The organism is Pseudomonas sp. PIC25, from assembly GCF_002286785.1.
Lineage (GTDB): Bacteria > Pseudomonadota > Gammaproteobacteria > Pseudomonadales > Pseudomonadaceae > Pseudomonas_M.
Map to the genome: position 1 here is coordinate 16,629 of NZ_MUJY01000078.1, position 17,204 is coordinate 33,832.

General features: G+C 66.6%; 14 protein-coding genes. 7 read left to right on the top strand and 7 right to left on the bottom strand.

All coding sequences use genetic code 11. The annotated features are described in order from the left end of the window. Positions 1-15: 15 nt before the first annotated feature. The 5 genes from BZL41_RS09535 (at position 16) to pdeM (ending at position 8,806) form a co-directional block, all read left to right on the top strand. Complete coding sequence (locus tag BZL41_RS09535; RefSeq protein WP_095599073.1) at positions 16-2,568, top strand: penicillin acylase family protein; 2,553 nt, start codon at positions 16-18, stop codon at positions 2,566-2,568. A 271-nt stretch (positions 2,569-2,839) separates the two neighbouring features. Continuing rightward, positions 2,840-3,877: a ligase-associated DNA damage response exonuclease gene (locus BZL41_RS09540; protein WP_095599074.1), complete on the top strand. Its 1,038-nt coding sequence runs from the start codon at positions 2,840-2,842 to the stop codon at positions 3,875-3,877. Then, positions 3,874-5,568 (top strand): ATP-dependent DNA ligase, encoded by a 1,695-nt coding sequence (locus BZL41_RS09545; RefSeq protein ID WP_095599075.1) that lies wholly within the window; start codon positions 3,874-3,876, stop codon positions 5,566-5,568. The genes BZL41_RS09540 and BZL41_RS09545 overlap by 4 nt, the downstream gene beginning before the upstream one ends. Further along, a complete protein-coding gene (locus BZL41_RS09550) occupies positions 5,565-8,156 on the top strand; it encodes a ligase-associated DNA damage response DEXH box helicase (protein WP_095599076.1) in 2,592 nt (863 codons plus the stop codon). Before BZL41_RS09545 ends, BZL41_RS09550 begins: the two co-directional genes overlap by 4 nt. Further along, positions 8,153-8,806: a ligase-associated DNA damage response endonuclease PdeM gene (pdeM, locus tag BZL41_RS09555; RefSeq protein ID WP_095599077.1), complete on the top strand. Its 654-nt coding sequence runs from the start codon at positions 8,153-8,155 to the stop codon at positions 8,804-8,806. Before BZL41_RS09550 ends, pdeM begins: the two co-directional genes overlap by 4 nt. Positions 8,807-8,821: 15 nt before the next feature. Here the strand turns inward: pdeM and BZL41_RS09560 are convergent, their stop codons facing one another. Next, entirely contained in the window at positions 8,822-9,055 is a 234-nt protein-coding gene (locus BZL41_RS09560) for a hypothetical protein (protein WP_095599078.1), read from the bottom strand. Positions 9,056-9,249: 194 nt separating this feature from the next. On the opposite strand from BZL41_RS09560, the gene BZL41_RS09565 reads away from it, so the two are divergent. After that, the gene (locus BZL41_RS09565; protein WP_095599079.1) at positions 9,250-10,602 is read left to right on the top strand and encodes an erythromycin esterase family protein; all 1,353 of its coding nucleotides are present in this window, start codon (positions 9,250-9,252) and stop codon (positions 10,600-10,602) included. Between the two features lie 3 nt (positions 10,603-10,605). Further along, entirely contained in the window at positions 10,606-11,274 is a 669-nt protein-coding gene (locus BZL41_RS09570; protein ID WP_095599080.1) for a phosphoribosyltransferase, read from the top strand. 23 nt (positions 11,275-11,297) lie between these two features. On the opposite strand, the gene BZL41_RS09575 is transcribed toward BZL41_RS09570, so the two are convergent. From BZL41_RS09575 to apbC, 6 genes are all read right to left on the bottom strand, one after another. Continuing rightward, entirely contained in the window at positions 11,298-12,434 is a 1,137-nt protein-coding gene (locus tag BZL41_RS09575; RefSeq protein ID WP_095599081.1) for a sterol desaturase family protein, read from the bottom strand. Positions 12,435-12,645: 211 nt separating this feature from the next. Beyond that, positions 12,646-13,473, bottom strand: coding sequence for a transporter substrate-binding domain-containing protein (locus tag BZL41_RS09580; protein ID WP_095599082.1), 828 nt, complete (start codon positions 13,471-13,473; stop codon positions 12,646-12,648). Between the two features lie 161 nt (positions 13,474-13,634). Next, positions 13,635-13,871: a hypothetical protein gene (locus BZL41_RS09585; RefSeq protein ID WP_095599083.1), complete on the bottom strand. Its 237-nt coding sequence runs from the start codon at positions 13,869-13,871 to the stop codon at positions 13,635-13,637. Positions 13,872-14,066: 195 nt separating this feature from the next. After that, complete coding sequence (dcd, locus tag BZL41_RS09590) at positions 14,067-14,633, bottom strand: dCTP deaminase (protein ID WP_084338211.1); 567 nt, start codon at positions 14,631-14,633, stop codon at positions 14,067-14,069. 106 nt (positions 14,634-14,739) lie between these two features. After that, positions 14,740-15,732 carry an SDR family oxidoreductase gene (locus tag BZL41_RS09595; protein ID WP_095599084.1) on the bottom strand — a complete coding sequence of 331 codons (993 nt, stop codon included), beginning with the start codon at positions 15,730-15,732 and terminating at the stop codon, positions 14,740-14,742. A gap of 370 nt (positions 15,733-16,102) precedes the next feature. Further along, complete coding sequence (gene apbC, locus BZL41_RS09600; RefSeq protein WP_095599085.1) at positions 16,103-17,197, bottom strand: iron-sulfur cluster carrier protein ApbC; 1,095 nt, start codon at positions 17,195-17,197, stop codon at positions 16,103-16,105. Between the last annotated feature and the right edge of the window lie 7 nt (positions 17,198-17,204).

A 17,204-nucleotide genomic window follows, 5' to 3' on the forward strand; every position in this document is an offset into this window, starting at 1 on the left:
GCCAGGAGCCCCTGCATGCCATCGCGCCTGTTCCGACCGCTGACCAGCCTGACCCTGGGAGCGCTGATCTCCGGGCTGGTCAGCCTCACCGGCTGCCAGTCGCTGTTCGACAGCCGCTACCGCGACAGCGTGCCACCGGACCAGGGCACCGTGCGTATCCAGGGCCTCGCGCAAAGCGTGGTGGTCCGGCGCAACGCGCTGGGCATGCCGCTGATCGAGACCAATACCTTCCACGATGCGCTGTTCGCCCTGGGCTACGTGCACGCCGGAGACCGCCTGAGCCAGATGGTCGGCATGCGCCTGATGGCCGAAGGCCGGCTGGCGGAAATGGCCGGACCCGGCGTGCTGGATATCGACCGCTTCATGCGCGCGGTGAATCTCAAGCAAAGCGCCGACACGCTCTACAAGAACGCCTCGCCACGCATCAAGCAGTTTTTCGAGGTTTACGCCCGTGGCGTGAACGCCTACCTGTTCCGCTACCGCGACAAGCTGCCGATGGATCTGGCCGAATCCGGCTATCGGCCGGCCTACTGGAAACCGGAAGACTCGGTACTGGTGTTCTGCCTGCTGAATTTCGGCCTGTCGGTGAACCTGCAGGAAGAGATCGCCGCCCTGGTGCTGGCGCAGAAGGTGGGTGCCGACAAGCTGGCCTGGCTGGTGCCGATCTACCCCGACGAACCCCTGCCCTTCGACGAAGCGGAAAAACTCAAGGGTCTGAACCTCACCGGTAACGCGTTCGCCACGATTCCCGGCCTGCGCCAGGTCGATTCCGCCGCGGCGCAGGTGGCTGCGCTGAACATGCTGGGGGTCGCGGCTTCCAATAATTGGGCCATCGCCCCGCGGAACAGCCGCAGCGGCAAGAGCCTGCTGGCCAACGACACCCACCTGCCGCTGCAGATGCCCTCGGTGTGGAACTTCGTGCAGATCCGTTCGCCGAAGTTCCAGGCCGCCGGGGTATCCGTCGCCGGGGTGCCGGCGGTGGTGGCCGGGTTCAACGGCAAGCTGGCCTGGGGCATGACCATGGTCATGGGCGACAACCAGGACCTGTTCCTGGAAAAGCTCAAGCGCGAAGGCAACCGGCTCTACTACCAGGCCAACGGCCAGTGGCTCCCGGCTCGCGAACGACAGGAAACCTTCTTCATCAAGGGTGAGCGACCGATCCGCGAAACCCTCTACGAGACCCGTAACGGCCCGTTGCTGAACAGCGTACTCGGCGAACGCAAACACATGCTGCAACCGTTGCAGCTCGCCAGCGGCTACGGCCTGGCGCTGAAACAGGCGTCCATGGACGGCGACCGCAGCCTCGACGCCTTCTTCGACCTGTCCCGCGCCCAGTCGGTCGAACAGGCCTTCGACGCCACCCGCGAAGTGCGCGCCATGGCACTGAACATTCTGTTTGCCGATGCCGGGCATATCGGCTGGCAGGTCACCGGGCGCTTCCCCAATCGCCGCGAAGGCCGAGGGCTGCTGCCCTCGCCCGGCTGGGACGACCGCTACGGCTGGGACGGCTTCGCCGACCCGATGCTGTATCCGATGGATCAGGACCCGCCGCAAGGCTGGCTGGGCACCGCCAACCACCGCACCGCGCCCGCCGGCTACGGCGTGCAACTGTCCAACTCCTGGTACTACCCGGAACGCGCGGAACGCATCGCCGAGCTGGCTGGCCGTGGCAAGCATGATCAGCAGAGCATGATCGCCATGCAGTACGACCAGACCACGCCGTTCGCCGCCAAGCTGAAAGCCGTGTTCGAAGACCCCGGCATGGCCCAGCCGCTCAAGCAGGCTATCGATGCCTTGCCCGGCATCGAGCGGGACAAGGCCCGCGAGGCCCTGAGCCGCCTGCTGGCATTCGACGGCCGCCTCAGCCCGACTTCGGCGGACGACGCCCTGTATGGCGCCTTCCTCCATGAAAGCGCGCGGCAAATCTTCCTCGACGAGCTTGGCCCGGACGACAACCCGGCCTGGAGGGCGCTGATCCAGACCGCCAACACCTCCTATTCGGCCCAGGCCGACCACCTGCTCGGGCGTCTCGACAGCCCGTTCTGGGACGACATCCGCACCCCGCAGCAGGAAGACAAGCCGGCGATCCTCGCCCGCAGCCTGGCCGCCGCCGTGACCTTCACCGAGAGCCACCTGGGCACGGACCGCAAGGCCTGGCAGTGGGGCAAGCTGCACCGCTACGTCTGGGCCACCGAGACCACCCGCCTGGCGCCATACATGAGCGCCAGCCAACGCGCCGGCATCAACGCGTTGAAAGGTTACCTCGACCGTGGTCCCTATCCCGCCGGCGGCGACCACAGCACACTGAACGTCTCCGCCTATAACTGGGGGCAGGATTTCGACACCTGGCTGATCCCGGCAATGCGCATCGTCGTCGATTTCGGCCAGAACGAACCGATGATGGGCGTGAACAGCTCCGGCCAGTCCGGCAACCCGGCCAGCCCGCACTATGCCGACGGCATCGACGCCTGGCTCAAGGGACGCTACGTGAGCTTCCCCTTCCAGCCGCAGAATCTGGACAAGGTGTACGGCAGCAAACGCCTGATCCTGGTGCCCGCGGGGCGCTGAGGGCCGTATTCGTAGGGGCGAACTCATTCGTCCAACCCACCCGTGCCGGGCGAATAAATTCGCCCCTACACCGGCCTCGACTCCGTAGGAGCCAGCTCTGCTGGCGAAGCTTTTGCGCCGCCTGTTTTCGCGAGCAAGCTCGCTCCTACAAGGGCAACGCCCCTACATCCCGTGCACACTGCCGCCCTGCCCACACAACCATTTACCGATCCGGGAGTCGGAAGTCAGACAGGCGCAGGCTCGCCGTATTTCCGTACAAGACACTATCACTATGGATCTGGTCATCGCCCGCCCCGAAGGTCTCTACTGCCCGCCCGGAGATTTCTACATCGATCCCTGGCGGCCGGTGGAGCGCGCCGTCATCACCCATGCCCACGGCGATCATGCCCGCGGGGGCATGGGGCACTATCTCGCCGCTGCGCCCAGCGAAGGCATTCTGCGGACGCGCCTGGGCCCGGACCTGCCGCTGCAAACCCTGGTCTATGGCGAAAGCCTCAACCACAACGGCGTGACGCTGAGCTTCCACCCTGCAGGGCATGTCCTCGGTTCGGCCCAGGTGCGCCTGGAATACCGGGGCGAGGTGTGGGTCGCCTCGGGCGACTACAAGGTGGAGCCGGACGGCACTTGCGCGCCCTTCGAGCCAGTGCGTTGCCATTGTTTCATCAGCGAATCCACTTTCGGCCTGCCGATCTACCGCTGGCCGACGCAGGCATCCGTATTCCGCGAAATCAACGACTGGTGGCGTGCCAACGCCACCCTCGGGCGCACCAGCGTGCTGTTCTGTTACGCCCTGGGCAAGGCACAACGCATCCTTCACGGGCTCGATGCCGATATCGGCCCCATCGTCGTGCATGGTGCGGTGGAACCGCTCAACCGGGTTTACCGCGAGGCCGGCGTGCATCTCCCCGATACGCTTTATGCCGGTGACCTGGCGAAGAACGATCCGCGCCTGCGCCAAGCCATCGTCCTCGCCCCGCCTTCGGCCGGCGGCAGTACCTGGATGCGCCGCTTCGGCGATTATTCCGACGCCTTCGCCAGCGGCTGGATGATGTTGCGCGGCACCCGGCGCCGACGCGGTGTCGATCGCGGCTTCGTGCTTTCCGATCACGCCGACTGGCCGGGCTTGCTCTGGGCCATCGAACAGACCGGCGCCGAGCGGGTGATGGTCACCCATGGCTCGGTGGCGGTGCTGGTGCGCTACCTGTGCGAACAGGGGCTCGATGCCCAGGCGTTCGACACCGAATACGGCGACGAGGAAGAAGCCGGCCTGGTGGCCCGCCAGGAAAGCACCGAGGGAGACGCCGGATGAAGGCCTTCGCCGAACTCTACGCACGCCTCGACGCCACCACCTCGAGCAATGCCAAGCTGGCCGCGATGCGCGACTACTTCCGCGAGGCGCCGGCGGAAGATGCCGCCTGGGCGGTCTATTTCCTCGCCGGCGGGCGACCGCGCCAACTGGTGCCGACCCGGCTGCTGCGCGACACCGCCACCCGTGCCGCCGGCCTCCCCGACTGGCTGTTCGAGGAAAGCTACCAGGCGGTCGGCGACCTGGCGGAAACCATCTCTCTGCTGTTGCCTGAATCCAGCCACGCCTCGGACGACGGCCTCGCCGTGTGGATGCAGGAAAAACTGCTTCCCCTGCGCGGCCTGCCGCCGGAAGAGCTGGCCGAACGCCTGCCGCCGCTCTGGGCGCAACTGGACCGTCCGAGCCTGATGCTCTGTCTCAAGCTGATCACCGGGGCGTTCCGCGTCGGTGTGTCGAAACTCCTGGTCACCCGCGCTTTGGCCGCCGTCGCCGACATCGACCCGAAGCGCGTGGCCCAGCGCCTGGTGGGCTACACCGATCTGTCGCACCGTCCCAGCGCCGACAGCTTCCAGGCGCTGATCGCCCCGGAATCGGACGACGAACACGCCCAGCGCGGTGGCCAGCCCTATCCGTTCTTTCTTGCCCATCCGCTGCAAGCCGAAATCGAGCGCTTCGCCGGTCTGCTCGGCCCGCCGTCCGACTGGCTGGTGGAATGGAAGTGGGACGGTATCCGCGCGCAACTGGTAAAGCGCGACGGTCGCCTGTGGGTCTGGTCGCGTGGCGAGGAACTGGTCAGCGAGCGCTTCCCGGAGTTGGGGCGGCTCGTGGATTGCCTGCCGGACGGCAGCGTGCTCGACGGCGAGATCGTCGCCTGGAAAGACGGCCGCGTGCAGCCCTTCGCCCTGTTGCAGCAGCGCATCGGGCGCAAGACGCTGACCGCGAAGGTGCTGGAGCAGGCACCCGCGGCGGTGCTCGCCTACGACCTGCTGGAATGGCAGGGCGAGGATTGGCGGCAACGGCCACTGGGCGAGCGCCGCGCTTGTCTGGAGCAGGTGGTCGCCCGCTGTTCGGGGGACGCGGCGATCCAGACTGACCTGCTCGACGAGCACGCGCCGGCGGTGGAGCAGGCCGTGCTGATGCTCTCGCCCCTGGTGGAAGGTGCCGACTGGCACGACCTCGCCCGCCAGCGCGAAGCCTCCCGCGAGCGAGGGGTCGAAGGGATGATGCTCAAGGCCCGCGACTCCCGCTACGGCGTGGGCCGGACCAAGGATGTCGGCGTCTGGTGGAAATGGAAGATCGATCCCTACTCGGTGGATGCCGTGCTGATCTACGCCCAGCGAGGCCATGGCCGGCGCGCCAGCCTGTACACCGACTTCACCTTCGCGGTCTGGGACGGCGCGCCCGGCGATCCCGAGCGCAAGCTGGTGCCGTTCGCCAAGGCCTATTCCGGCTTGACCGACGAGGAAATGCGCCAGGTCGACGCCATCGTCCGCCGCACCACGGTGGAGAAATTCGGCCCGGTGCGCAGCGTTACCCCAACCCTGGTGTTCGAGCTGGGCTTCGAAGGCATCGCCGCCAGCAACCGCCATAAGAGCGGCATCGCCGTGCGCTTCCCGCGTATGCTGCGCTGGCGCCACGACAAGCCGGTGGATGAAGCCGACACCCTGGAAACCCTGCGGGCACTGCTGCCATGAGCCCGTCCCCAGACCTCGCCGGCGCCTGGTTCGCCCGCCAGGGCTGGTCGCCGTTCGCCTTTCAGGAACAGGTCTGGCAGGCGGTGGCCGCGGGCAAGTCCGGCCTGCTACATGCCAGCACTGGCGCCGGCAAGACCTACGCGGTCTGGTTCGCCGCGTTGAACCGATTCGCCGAGAGCGGCAGCGCCACGGCCTCGAAACAGAGCGCGCCGCTGACCGTCCTCTGGATCACGCCGATGCGCGCCCTCGCCGCCGACACCACACGCGCCCTGGAAGCGCCATTGAAGGATCTGCACATCGCTTGGGATATCGGTCTGCGTACCGGCGACACCAGCAGCTCCGAGCGCGCCCGCCAGGGTCGCCGCCTGCCGAGCGCGCTGGTCACCACCCCGGAAAGCCTGACCCTGCTGCTCACCCGCGCCGATGCCCGCCAGTCCTTCGCCGGACTGCGCATGCTGGTGGTGGACGAGTGGCACGAACTGCTCGGCAACAAGCGCGGCGTGCAATTGCAATTGGCCCTGGCGCGCCTGCGCCAATGGAATCCCGCGCTGATCGTCTGGGGCCTTTCCGCCACCCTGGGCAACCAGGCGAATGCCTTGGAGGTATTGCTTCACCCCGGCCAGGGGCGGCTGGTCCACGGAATGACGCCCAAGACCTTGCAGGTCGATACCCTGCTGCCGCCCACGCTGGAACGCTTTCCCTGGGCCGGCCATCTCGGCCTGCGCATGCTGCCCCAAGTGATCGAGGAACTGGAGACGGCAGCCACCTCGCTGGTGTTCACCAACACCCGCTCCCAGGCCGAGCTGTGGTATCAGGCGCTGCTCGAAGCCCGCCCGGACTGGGCCGGGCTGATCGCCCTGCACCACGGTTCGCTGTCCCGCGAAGTGCGCGACTGGGTGGAGCGTGGCCTGAAGGACGGCCGGCTCAAGGCGGTGGTCTGCACCTCCAGCCTCGATCTCGGTGTGGACTTCCTGCCGGTGGAGCGGGTCCTGCAGATCGGCTCGCCGAAAGGCGTGGCCCGACTGATGCAGCGTGCCGGACGCTCCGGCCATGCACCGGGGCGGCCGTCGCGGGTGACCCTGGTGCCGACCCACAGCCTGGAACTGGCCGAGGCCGCCGCCGCTCACGACGCGGTGGCGGCGCGGCGGGTCGAGGCACGGCTGTCACCGGAAAAGCCGCTGGACGTGCTGGTCCAGCACCTGGTCAGCATGGCCCTGGGTGGCGGTTTCCGGCCCGATGCCCTGTTCACCGAAATCCGCCACGCCTGGGCCTATCGCAATCTGGAAGAAGCCGAGTGGGCCTGGGCCCTGGCTTTCGTACGCCATGGCGGCCATTCCCTTACCGCCTACCCCGACTACCGGCGCGTCGAGCCGGACGAGCACGGCGTCTGGCGCGTGCCGAGCCGGCGTCTGGCGCTGCGCCATCGAATGAGCATCGGCACCATCGTCAGCGATGCCGCCCTAACCGTGAAATTCTGGCGCCAGGGTGGCAGCGGCGGCGCCCTCGGTTCGGTGGAGGAAGGCTTCATCGCCCGCCTCCGCCCCGGCGATTGCTTCCTGTTCTCCGGCCGCCTGCTGGAGCTGGTGCGGGTGGAAAACATGACCGTCTACGTCCGCCGGGCCAGCGGCCGCAAGCCCGCCGTGCCGCGCTGGAACGGCGGACGCATGCCGCTTTCCACCGAGCTGGCCGATGCACTGGTGGAACAGCTCGGCGCCGCCGCACGCGGCGAATTCGCCAGCGTCGAGATGCAGCGGGTACGCCCACTGCTGGAGGTGCAGCAGGCCTGGTCGGCGCTGCCCACGGCAACCAGCCTGCTCGCCGAGGTACTGAGGTCCCGCGAGGGCTGGCATTTGTTCCTCTACCCGTTTGCCGGCCGCCACGTTCATCTCGGCCTGGCCAATCTGCTCGCCTGGCGAGTCGCGCAGCGCCAGCCGGTCACGTTCTCCATTGCCGTCAACGATTACGGCTTCGAGCTGCTGTCGCCCACCGAGGTGGACTGGGCACGCTGGCTGACGCCCGCCCTGCTCGGCCACGAGCACCTGCTCGCCGATGTCCTGGCCAGCCTCAATGCCGGCGAGATGGCACGCCGGCGCTTCCGGGAAATCGCGCGGATCGCCGGGCTGGTGTTTTCCGGCTATCCCGGCGCGCAGAAAAGCGCACGCCAGTTGCAGGCGTCCAGCGGGCTGTTCTTCGACGTGTTCCGCCAGTACGACCCGGACAACCTGTTGCTCGCCCAGGCCGAGGAAGAAGTGCTGCGCCAGGAGCTGGACGTGGCACGCCTGGAGCAGGCGCTACGCCGCTTGCAGGAACGGCGCCTGGACATCCGCCCGATCAAGCGTCCCACCCCGCTGGCCTTCCCCCTGCTGGTCGAACGATTCCGCGAAGGCATGAGTACGGAAAAACTGGCCGACCGCATCGCCCGCATGGTCCGCGACTTGGAGAAAGCAGCCGGCCCCGGTGGGCCGGAGAGCAACTCCGAGATCGGCCAACCGTCGTTCGAGCGCGACGACGACCTGTCCCGCCGGCCTCGCGCGCCGCGCCAGCGCAAGACGGGCCTGCCCCGGCAACGGAAGACGGCCGGCCGATGAGCAGCCACCATGTCCTCCCCCTCGCCGGCACCGAACTCTGGCTGCTTGGCGAGAAGGCGGTCTACTGGCCGGAGCATAGGACCCTACTGGTCGCCGACATTCATTTCGGCAAGGCGGCCGCCTATCGACGCCTCGGTCAGCCGGTCCCCCAAGGCACCACCTCGAACAATCTGCGCCGGCTGGATGCCTTGCTGGATCGTCACGCCTGTTCCCGGTTGGTGTTTCTCGGCGATTTCCTGCATGCACCGGAATCCCACGCCCCGGCTACCCTCGCCCGCCTAGGTGAATGGCGAGAGCACCATGCCGCGCTGCCGATGATCCTGGTGCGCGGCAATCATGACCGCCGCGCCGGGGACCCGCCCGCCGCGCTGAACATCGAGGTGCTCGGCGAACCCTCGTACCTGGGACCGTTCGCCCTGCGCCACGAACCCATCCGCGAGGCAGGGCACGTGGTGCTGGCCGGTCATCTGCATCCGGCGTTCCGCCTGGCCGGCAAGGGGCAGCAGAGCCTGCGCCTGCCGTGCTTCAGCGTCGAAGACGGGCTACTTCTGTTGCCGGCGTTCGGCGATTTCACGGGCGGCATGGAACTGCCCGCCGCACCGGGGCGGCGGGTATTCGTGGTTGCCGATGGGGAGATCTGGCCGGTCTAGACGGCCTCCGGGGGTTCAATCGCTGGCTTCGGAAATGCCGGTGATGGTCACGCCGTAGCGTTGCAGCAACTCTTGCGCGGGGCCCTCCAACCCCTCGTCCTGGTTGGTGGGTTCCAGCGGCTCGTATCGCTTGGCCGCCTCTTCGCGGACCAGTTCGATCGCTTGTTCCATCTCGGGCTTCTCGGCCGATTCCGTCGTGATCATGGCGGTATTGCCGTCTTTGTTGAAGGTGATGATCCACTTCGCCATGCCCTTGCCACCTCTCTGTCCAGATTATCCAGGCCACAGCCGCGCGGACGCGCTGCGTTCCCATTAGACCCGCCGGACCAGAGCAGTTCGCGCCACGCCGGCGGCCCATCCGTCGCGGCTTTGGAACACCAGACATTCAGCCCCGGTCAGCTTCTATGACGCCCCCATGAAAAGACAGCAGAGGAGGAGATCCCATGGGCACGCTTTCGGAGAAGCTCCGCTCCGCCCTCCCGTCCAAACGCCCCGCTGCCGAGTTGGCCACCCTGCTGCAACGCTATGCCGAACCGCTGCCGGCGCTGGACGACCCCGCCTTCGGTGGCCTGTTCGACCGCTACGGCGACGCCCGGGTGGTGCTGATCGGCGAAGCCAGCCATGGCACCTCCGAGTTCTATCGCGCCCGCGCCGCCATCACCCGTCGGCTGATCGAGCGGCATGGCTTCAACATCGTCGCCGCCGAGGCAGACTGGCCGGACGCCGCGCAGATCGATCGCTACGTACGCGGCCAGCAGCCGCCGACCTGGCGCCACGACGCCTTCGAGCGCTTTCCCACCTGGATGTGGCGCAACGAGGAGGTCAGCGCGTTCTGCGCTTGGTTATGCGAGTACAACCAGGTCCGCGCTGCCGGCGACCGTGTGGAATTCCGCGGTCTCGACGTCTACAGCCTGGGCGCCTCGATCAGCGCGGTGCTGCGCTACCTCGACCGCGTCGATCCCGAAGCCGCCAAGGCCGCAAGACGCCGCTATGGCTGCCTGACACCCTGGCAGGAAGAGCCGGCCTACTACGGCCACAACGTGCTCTACGGGCAGAAGGAGCCGTGCGAAGACGTGGTGGTGGAGCAACTCAACGCCCTGCTCGAACAGCGCCTGAACTACCTCGGCGAGGATGGCGAAAGTTTCTTCGACGCGGCGCAGAACGCCCGCGTGGTGCGCTCCGCCGAGCAGTACTACCGCATCATGTACCGCGGCTCGACGGAATCCTGGAACCTGCGCGACCGGCACATGTTCGACACCCTGCGGGCGTTGATGGAGCACCGGGGCACCGGCGCCAAGGCCGTGGTCTGGGCACACAACTCGCACATCGGCAATGCCGCGGCGACCGCCATGGGCTGGTCCGGCGAATTCAACATCGGCGAACTCTGCCGCACCGCCTGGGGCAGCGACGCGGTGCTGATCGGCATGGGCACCGACCGGGGCCTGGTGGCGGCCGCCAGCAACTGGGACGACCCGATGCAGATCAAGCAGGTCCGCCCCTCGCGCAGCGACAGTTGGGAACAGGCGTTCCTTCTCGCCGGCGTGCCGGCATCACTTACCGATTGGCGCGAGACGGACCGCCACGAGCTGCGCAATGCCCTCGCCGCACCGCGCCTGGAGCGGGCCATCGGGGTCATCTATCGTCCCGAGAGCGAACGCGCCAGCCACTACTTCGACGCGGTGCTGGCCGAGCAATTCGACGCCTGGCTGTGGTTCGAGGAGACCCGCGCCGTCACGCCGCTTGGCCCGCGTCAGCCGAAATCCGGCACCCCGGAAACCTATCCGTTCGGAGAATGAGTCATGCGTGCCCCGGCCCGATCGCCGCATCTGTTCCCCGACCGGCACAGTGCCGGTCTGGAGCTGGCCGAAGCGTTGGCGCCCTATGCCGCCGACCACCCCTTGGTGCTGGCCCTGCCGCGGGGTGGCGTGCCGGTGGCCTATGAGATTGCCCGAATCCTGAAGGCGCCGCTGGATCTGGTCCTGGTACGCAAGATCGGCGCGCCGGGCTATGAGGAGCTGGGTCTGGGCGCGGTGATCGACGGCGCCGACCCGCAGTGGGTGCTCAACGAGGAAGTGATGCGCCAGGTGCATCCGCCGGAGGGCTGGTTCGAAGCGGAGATGCAACGCCAATTGGTCGAACTGGAGCGGCGCCGCCGTCTTTACTGCGGAGACCGCCCCGCGCCGAACGTCGGCGGCCATGTGGTGATCGTGGTGGATGACGGCATCGCCACCGGCGGCACGGTGCGGGCTGTCCTGAAGGGACTGGCCAAGGCCGGGCCGAGCCAATTGGTGCTCGCCGTGCCGGTGGGCCCGCGGGACGTGATCGAAGACCTGCGCAGTCAGGTGGACGAGCTGGTCTGCCTGGCGATGCCGGAGCCTTTCATTGCCGTCGGCCACCATTACGCCGACTTCGCCCAGACCACCGACGACGAAGTGATTGCCTTGCTGGCACGCAGCCGGGTCGACTGAGTGGTCCGGCTGCGGCCTTCTCACTAGGCCTTTTTGACGGGGCGCTGGAAGGCGTACAGGTGCTGGCGCAGGATGCCGTCCGGCAGCGCCTTGCCCAAGACGCCGTAACGGCTCGGCCACTCCTTCGGTGGCAGCTTGAAGGTGCCGAACAGCATGTCCACCAGCGGCAGGTGGATGGCGTAGTTCTTGTACGCGTAGGCCGGGTCCTTGGCGTGGTGCCAGTGGTGGTAGCGCGGCAGCACCAGCAGGTAGTTCAGCCAGCCGCCGTCGATGCGCACGTTGGCATGGGCCAGCACGGCCTGGATGCCAACCAGGATCACGTAGGCGTTCAGTGCCTGCGACGAGAAGCCCATCAGCAGCAGCGGCACCAGCACGGCAGTACGGGTCAGGAGGATTTCGACGAAATGAATCCGCGAGCCGGCCAGCCAGTCCATCGCCGTGCTGGAGTGGTGCACGGCATGGAAGCGCCACAGCCAGGGAGTGGTGTGATACAGGCGGTGCAGCCAGTACTGGCCGAGGTCGGCCACGAATACGGCGAGGATGAACTGGACAAGCCACGGCAGCGCCTGCACCTGCGCCTGGAACCCGCCGGACACCGCCCAACCCACCAGCAGCGTGGAAGATGCGGTGGCGAAGATCAGGATGAACTGCACCAGCATGTGGCTGACGAAGAAGTAGACCAGATCGGTGCGCCAGTGCGGACGCAGGATGTTCTGCTCGGGGTCCTTGGCGTAGAGCTTTTCCAGCGGGATGAAGACGATCGCCGAGACCAGCAGGGCCAGCACGAACCAGTCCAGGCCCAGGGAATACGGGGTCTGGCCGATTTCCTCGAACTGGATGTTGGTGCCGCCGAGCAGGACCGCCAGTCCCGATGCCACCAGCCCGGTGAAGCCCAGGCGCTTGCGGCGGTTACGCAGGATGTTGAGGGTGCCGAGGGAGAAGGACACCACCAGCCCCAGCAACAGGGCGCTGCGGGCGAACTGCTCGGTATAGACCTGGCGCAGCTCGGCGGTGGTTAGCCATTGCGGGAACAGGAAGCACAGCACCGCGAGCAGGCTGAGCAGCCCCAGCGCGGCGGACAGGTAACCGCTAATACGGCCGTCGCCCCAGCGGAAGGCGGCGTGGCCATGGCGTTGAAAATAGTCTTTGAGCGCTTGCATCGATTCCTCCTTGACGATGGCGGAAAGCCATTCCTGTTATTGACGCCGCGCGGCACCGACGCGCCACGCGATCTATCCGCGTCATACCCATGAGTGAGAAGCCGCTCACGGGATCGAGCAGCAGCACTGCGGGCGAATGACTTCGCCCCTACGAGTCCGGCAACCCCCGCTTCGCTAGCGAAGCGGGGCTGCAGTCGCACCTAACGAGCGGTCAGGGCTTGTTCGCCGCCTGCCAGGGGTAGTTCAGCCACTGGTCGAAACGCTTGGCGAACGTACCGCTTTCGATGTCCTGGCGCAGCCATTGGTCGACGAACTGCTTGAAGACCAGGTCCCTCGGTATCAGGTAGGCCTTTTCCGAGAAGTCGAACGGCTGGTCCGGATGCAGGGCGCAGAGTTCGGGGTGCAGACGCGATTGCAGACGGGTCTCGACGGCATCGGTCATCATCAGGTCGGCCTTGCCCTGGACGATCTGCTCGAAGATGGTGACGTTGTCCGGGTGCATCACGATTTCGGCCTGCTTCAGATTGGCGCGGGCGAATTTCTCATTGGTACCGCCCGGATTGACGATGGCGCGCACGCCGGCGCGGTCGATCTGCTCCAGGGTCTGGAACTTGTCCTTGTTGCCGCACAGGGTGATCGGCGTTTTGCCGTCACGCATGTAGGGCTGGGAGAAGAACGCCACCTTCTGCCGTTCCAGGCTGACCGAGACGCCGCTCATGGCGACGTCGTACTTGTCCGCCGCCAGGTCCGCCATCAGGGTCGGCCAACTGGTGGGCACCAGCTCCAGCTTCACACCCAGGGCCTTGGCCAGGGACTCGCCCATTTCCACATCGAGGCCAATGAACTGGCCGCTCTTCGGGTCCTTGTAGCTGAAGGGTTTGTAGTCGCCGGTGGTGCCGACCCGCAACACGCCGCTTTCGAGGATGCGATCGAGGCGGTTGGTTTCGGCCTGGGCGGCGGTCAGCGCCTGGCTGGCCAGAAACAGACAAGCGACGGTCAACTGCGCGACGGAGGCGCGGAAAAGGCGAAATGGATGCATGACGTGTCCTTACCGAAATGGGTTTGCCGGAGCATTATCGACCCCGACAGGATGCCTTGCCTGAGACCTGGCTTGCATCTTCCGTTCGTGAATGCCGCCCGGGGTGTCCGGGCGGAGTCGTTGTCTTCAGAACCTGTTTACGGTCCCGCGAGCCGTCACACTCAGGCCACCGGGGCGGGCGGCGGCTGGTCCGGAACCGTGGGCTCGCCCGGCTCTCCCGGCTGCGGTTGCTGAGGTGGCGGCTCGGGAGTGTCCGGGCCCGGCTGGCCGGGAATGCCGCCGGCCCACAGAAAGTCACTGAAGTCTTCGACGGGCAGGGTCATCCCGGCGAAGGGAAACTCCACCGGCAGACCGCCCCAAGGCAGCTCGGCAGGAGAAATACATGGCGCGTTGATCATGGCAGACCTCCAATGGTACGCGGCCGGCTCCGGCACCCCGGGGATCGTCCCATGACGCCCCGCTCTCTCGGCCGGCCTGTCAGAGGATAGAGTCCGGGGACGGCAAGGAATTCCGTCGCATCGTCGGCCGTCGCACTGTGACCCTAAACGAAAGAGCCGGGCATCGGCCCGGCTCTCATCAGCGCAAAACAGCTCTCAGGTCTTCGGCAGGGTAACGCCGGTCTGGCCTTGGTACTTACCGCCCCGATCCCGGTACGACACTTCGCAGGCTTCGTCGGATTCGAGGAACAGCATCTGCGCCACGCCCTCGTTGGCGTAGATCTTCGCCGGCAGCGTGGTGGTGTTGGAGAACTCCAGGGTCACGTGCCCTTCCCACTCAGGCTCCAGCGGTGTGACGTTGACGATGATGCCGCAACGGGCATAGGTGCTCTTGCCGAGGCAGATGGTCAGGACGTTGCGCGGGATGCGGAAGTACTCGACGGTACGCGCCAGGGCGAAGGAGTTCGGCGGGATGATGCAGACGTCGCTCTTCACGTCGACGAAGCTCTTCTCATCGAAGTTCTTCGGGTCCACGGTGGCCGAGTTGATGTTGGTGAAGACCTTGAATTCATCGGCGCAACGCACGTCGTAACCGTAGCTGGACACGCCGTAGGAGATCAGCCGCTCGTTGCCTTCGGTGCGCACCTGGCGCTCGACGAAAGGCTCGATCATGCCGTGTTCCTGGGCCATGCGGCGAATCCACTTGTCCGATTTAATGCTCATGGCGGGCGTCCTGAGTCAGCTGGCGGGTAAAAAGCAAGCGCGCATCTTACCGGGGCCGGCGATGCGGTTCAAAGGGGATCGGCCGACCGGCGCGACAAACCCCGGCTCACCCCAGCGCCAGCAGAATCAACGCGACCACCAGCGCCACACCGGCAATGCCGGCAGCGATCAACTTGCCCACCGTTTCCGAACTCAGACACAGCGCCTTGTCCAGCGCCTGGTCGCCGAAGCGGCCGGCGGTGCGGTGAAGTCCGTCGACCGGGTCGAACAGGTTGTCGGGGCGTCCGGGCTCGGCGTCTTCCTGGCTGAACTGGCCGTTGTAGGCCTGTGTGGCCATCATCCGGTCCAGGGTGCCGGGAATCAGCTGGCTGCCGATGATCGCCTGGATGGTGGCCTTGCCCAGCCAGAGTTCCCGCGGTGCATCGACGGCCGCCCGCAGGATCGCGCGGGCGGCGACTTCCGGCGTATGGATGGGCGGAACCGGCTGCGGCCGCTTGGCGATCCGGCTGCGCGCCCAGTCGAATTGCGGCGTGTTGTGCGCCGGCAATTGCACCATGGTGAGGCGGACATGGCTCTTGTCATGGATCAGCTCGCAGCGCAGCGCGTCGGTGAACCCGCGGATGGCAAACTTGGCGGCGCAGTAGGCCGATTGCAGCGGAATCGCGCGGTAAGACAGCGCCGATCCGACCTGGATGATGGTGCCGCGGTCGCGCGGACGCATGTGCCGCAAGGCTGCCAGCGTGCCGTACACGAAGCCCAGATAGGTGACCTCGGTGACCCGCCGATACTCGTCCGCAGTCATCTGGCTGACCGGGGCATACACGGTGACCATCGCCGAATTGACCCAGACCTCGATCGGCCCCAGTTCCGCCTCGAAGCGCTCCGCGGCCCGCTCCAGCGCCTCGGCGTCGGCCACATCGGCGACAATCGCCAAGGCCGCGGCACCGGCCTTGCGCAGTTCCTCCTCGGTATCGGCCAGGCCCTTCTCGCTGCGGGCGATCAGCCCCACGCGGTAACCGGCGCGGGCAAAGGCATGGGCGGCGGCGCGGCCGACACCCGCGCTGGCGCCGCAGATCACGGCGGTCGAGGTATTGGCCATGCATCAGCTCCTGTTTCCGCTGCGGTCGTTCAGCTATGGATAACGCCCCGGTCACCCGTGGTCGACGCAAGGGCTCTGAAAAATACCGACCAGAGCGTTCGGGATGAGTTCGCAAGGCAGCCAGGGGGCGGAAGCGTGACGGCCTTCGTAGGAAGCCAGCTCTGCTGGCGAAGCCTTTCAGTGAGCAGAGCCTGTTGTTAAGCCGAATTCGTTCGCCCAACCACCTTCACGGGGCGAATAAATTCACCCCTACGAGCTTTCTCCGGGTGGAAATTCATTCGTGAGGGCCGGCTGGGATCGCCAGGAAAAGCACGGGACGGCCCGGCGAAACACCGCGACAACGGCGCTCCGCACGGGTCAGGGGCAGGACTCAGTCGTCGGAAATCACGATGTTCGGCATCGCAGGCGCCGCCTGTTCGCTCTGGGCGATGCGCGCGCCGACGCTACGGGCCATGGCCTGGTAGATCATGGCGATCTGGCTTTCCGGATCGGCAATGGCGGTCGGCTTGCCGGCGTCGGCCTGCATGCGGATTGCCATGGACAGCGGCAGCGACGCCAACAGTTCGACGCCGTATTGCGCGGCCAGCTTCTCGCCTCCGCCTTCGCCGAACAGGTGCTCGGCATGGCCGCAGTTGGAGCAGATGTGGATGGCCATGTTCTCCACCACCCCGAGAACCGGGATGTTGACCTTGCGGAACATCTCCACGCCCTTCTTGGCATCGAGCAGCGCCAAATCCTGCGGCGTGGTGACGATCACAGCGCCGGCCACCGGCACTTTTTGCGCCAGGGTCAGCTGGATGTCGCCGGTGCCGGGCGGCATGTCCACTACCAGGTAATCGAGATTGTCCCAGGCGGTTTGGGTGATCAGCTGGATCAGCGCGCCGGAAACCATCGGCCCGCGCCAGACCATGGGGGTGTTGTCGTCGGTGAGGAAGGCCATGGACATGACCTGCACGCCATGGGCCTCCAGGGGTACGAACCACTTCTGATCCTTCACCTGCGGACGGGTGCCCTCCGGAATACCGAACATGATGCCCTGGCTGGGCCCATAGATATCCGCATCCAGCACGCCGACACGGGCGCCTTCACGGGCCAGGGCCAGGGCCAGGTTGGCGGCGGTGGTGGACTTGCCCACGCCGCCCTTGCCGGAAGCCACGGCGATCACGTTCTTCACATTGGCCAACGCCGGCACCTGAGCCTGCGCCTTGTGCGGGGCGATCACGCAATCCACCTGGACATCGGCCCGGCTCACGCCATCGAGGTTTTCCAGGGCCATCTGCAGCAATTGGGCAAGGCCGTTCTTGAACAGACCGGCGGCATAGCCCAGCTCCAGCCGCACGGAAACGCGGTCGCCCTGGATATCGATCCCCCGCAGGCAGCCGGCGCTGACGGGGTCCTGGTTGAGATGCGGGTCGATGTACTGGCGCAGTGCGGCTTCCACCGCCTCGCGAGTGACAGAACTCATGGCTGAC